Genomic DNA, 3,071 nt, shown 5'->3' with positions numbered 1-3,071 from the left:
GCACCGGGAGACTTCTGTGTTCTACTCGCCAGAGCGGCGCCGACTACGATCGCGACCAGGCCTAAGACGGTGGTCACAGAGGGCTTCTCATGCAGGAACACCGTCCCGAACAGGACGGCGAAGCCTGGGGAGAGGTAGAAGGCCAGAGCCGCGTGTGCCGGTCCGCTTTGTGCGATCAGCGTGTAGAAGAGCACCAGGGTGAAGCCCGTGCATACCACGCCGAGCACCAGGAGGGCCGCCGCCACCGGCAGACCAGGCAGGTGATCGGGGAGCGAGAATACGCCGGGTATGGCCAGCGCCACTGTGGAGACGAGCATGGCCGAGGTGGCCACTCCGAGTGGTTCGGCGTCGCTCAGGCGTCGATGAATCATGAGCGCTCCCGCTGCGTAGCACACGGCTGCCGTCACGACGAACAGCCCTCCCAGCAGGGCTCCGTGCCCGTCTCGCAGGTCGATGCCGAACAGTGCGATGAGGCCGAGCAGCCCGAGCACGATGCCGAGCACGCCTCGCCAGCCGTTGGGCCGTTGATCGGGCGCAAAGCGCACCGCGAGAAGTGCGACAAATAGTGGCTGTGCTCCGGTGAGGATCCCGGCCAGGCCAGAGGAGACATATCGCTGGCCGAAGGTGAGCAGCAGGAGCGGGGCAGTGGCCTGCACGAGCACCGTCTCGATCACCGCCCGCGGATGCTTACGCAGCGGCCGCAGCGCGCCACGCGTGATCGCCAGCGGGGTGAGGAGCAGTGCGGCCAGCGCCACCCGGCCGAGGACCACCAGGACGGGTGACAGCTCGCGCAGGGTGATCTCAATCAGGAGATACACCACCCCCCACAGAGCAGACAGCACCAGGAGTTCGACCCAGGCGCGTCGGCTCATCGGCTGGCGATCTTGTGTGGCTGCATCTCTCTAGTTAATAGTCGAGCAGGAGCTTGCGGTAGAGCTCTCGTACGCATTCCAGGCCTGTCCAGGGCATCAGCTCGACCAGGAGCTCGCGCAGCCGCCGCAGGTTGCGTTCGGACGCGGTGGCTCTGGCAAGGGCCTCGGCGTTGAGTGCAACGTGGCAGGCTTCCTCGATTTCCTGCTTTTGTATGCACACGTATGCCAGATCGATCAAGGTCCCGGCGCGTTCGCGGACAAAGGTGTCCGGCAGGAGGTTCAGCGCTTCGTGCAGTGCGGTGGTTGCCTCGGCTGGGCGGCGCAGTCGCATGAAGGCGCGGCCCAGCAGTCGCGCCGCGTGCGCCTCGTTGTTGAAGAAGCTGAGCCAGGCGGGCGTGTTGCCGGTGGTAACACCGTCGAAGGCACGCTCTGCTTGGTGCAGGGCCCGCATTCCGGCTGAGGGGTCGCCTGCGAACGCGTGCGCTTCGCTGGCGGCTTCGGCGATCCATGACCGCACTGCGGGCGGAACGCCCTTGGTGGCCAGTTCGCTTGCTGTGGACAGGAGTTTCAACGCGTCCTGCCCGTGGCCCGCATGCAGGTGGATGTAGCTCATCACCCCTAATGTGTAGGCGCGCATGCCACGGTCGCCGGCCTGGTCGGCGGCAGCCAGCGCTATCTGACAGTAAGACTGAGCCTGCCCGTAGTGCTGGGAATCGATCGCCAGCCAGCCGGCCAACTGCGCGGCGTCCCCCACGGCCTGGTACAGGTCACGGCCGATTGCGGTGGTCGGTGCTTTGCCGGTCAGCTGCAATATGTGTGTGAGATGGCCGGCCACCTGCGGCTGCACGCTTTGCGCTCCGGTCTGGTAATCCATGACCCGGTAGGTGTCCGTGAGCCTGCGAAAGGTCTCGATGAGCGGGGCGGACAGAGCGATACCCGACCCGGCAGCACCTGCGGGACTGACTGTGATGACCGTCTGGGGCATCGCCTGAGCTTCGATGTACTCGCCCGGCATCACAGCACGCTCGGATCCGGTGTGAGCCTTGTCGACGTCACCAGGACCGATCCCGAGTGTGCGAACCTGACCGGCCTCATCCAGGTGGCGGTAGTCGCACCAGTCGAGGAGGAGATCGGCGGCCCGGCATCCATACAACTGAGCGAGCTTGCCGAGTGTGTCCAGCGACGGCGCGTGACCGGTACTCCTGGGCCAGACCTCCCAAGTTGAGATGATCTTGGCGGTCTTCCGGTCGTCCGGCCAGCGCCTGCTCCATTCCTCGGCCACCCTGCGCTGACTCCACCCTCTGGCCATCCTAAACGCCACCCGCATGTTGACCTTATATCGCGCGCTGAATGCCTCAGCGATCTGCGTCCATGTTCGGTCCCGGGCCCGCAACTCCGTGACGAAAGCTGTCTGGTCTCTCTTCAGTTTGCTTGTTCTGTCTGCCATCGCCCTCACCGTCCCATATGGGCCGTCTACCGACTCATTGCCCTCGCGAAATCGAGCCTCCGAGGATATCGCTACAGCATTTACCGTTCCGCAGCTCAGCGCCACAACTCCCGGTTCGATCGGGATACGTGTGCAAAAAGATCCCGGTCCAATGGGATTGCCTGATGACGCCGATATCCCAGAAAGTCGACGCGTAAGCACACCGGGCTGGTGGCACGGGTATTCGCGCCACGGTGCGCGTGCCACCGCCGCCCTCGCAGGCGTGCGGTGCCAGTCCGGTGTCGATTGCGACATGTGACGTTGGCGCGGGCCGGGGAGAACTCAGCCGTGCGTCAAGAACTGTGCACCTGTGCCGTCTGGGCGCGCTGTTGGAGTGCGTGGCCATGTCGGCTCACCTTCACGCACCTGTACGTGAGAAGAGAGGAGTATCGGGCGTGATCACGCTCTCGCGCCGCCCGCTCGTCGTCAGCGCCAGAGCGTTGGCCCGCCGGTGTGCACGAAGGCATGAGATCACCCCCATACTCCAAAACTGGCACAGACGGCACCCGTACCGAACCGCTGCTGGAACCCGCTGCCTCATTCTCCAGAGGAGTGGCACGAGGAGCTCAGCAGTGGATGACGATCAGATGCCGACCCCGTCGATAACTCCGGACATGGCTGCCAGAACGCCTGCAAGGTCCACGCGCAGGCGGGAATCTTCGCTGTGGCGCGCCACTCGCCACCGGGATACGAGCCGTCTTCCGTCAGCCCCG

The 3,071-nt window shown here is 65.0% G+C and carries 2 protein-coding genes; both read right to left on the bottom strand.

The genetic code is table 11. From position 1 onward, the window contains the following. A partial coding sequence (locus AB0M95_RS40810) for a DMT family transporter (protein WP_363777108.1) occupies nucleotides 1–872 on the bottom strand: 872 nt, incomplete at its 3' end. Between the two features lie 34 nt (nucleotides 873–906). Beyond that, complete coding sequence (locus AB0M95_RS40805; protein ID WP_363777105.1) at nucleotides 907–2,154, bottom strand: hypothetical protein; 1,248 nt, start codon at nucleotides 2,152–2,154, stop codon at nucleotides 907–909. Nucleotides 2,155–3,071: the final 917 nt, after the last annotated feature.

The sequence above is a fragment of the Sphaerisporangium sp. NPDC051017 genome (assembly GCF_040683095.1).
GTDB lineage: Bacteria > Actinomycetota > Actinomycetes > Streptosporangiales > Streptosporangiaceae > Sphaerisporangium.
This window is presented reverse-complemented; position numbering and strand designations above follow the sequence as displayed.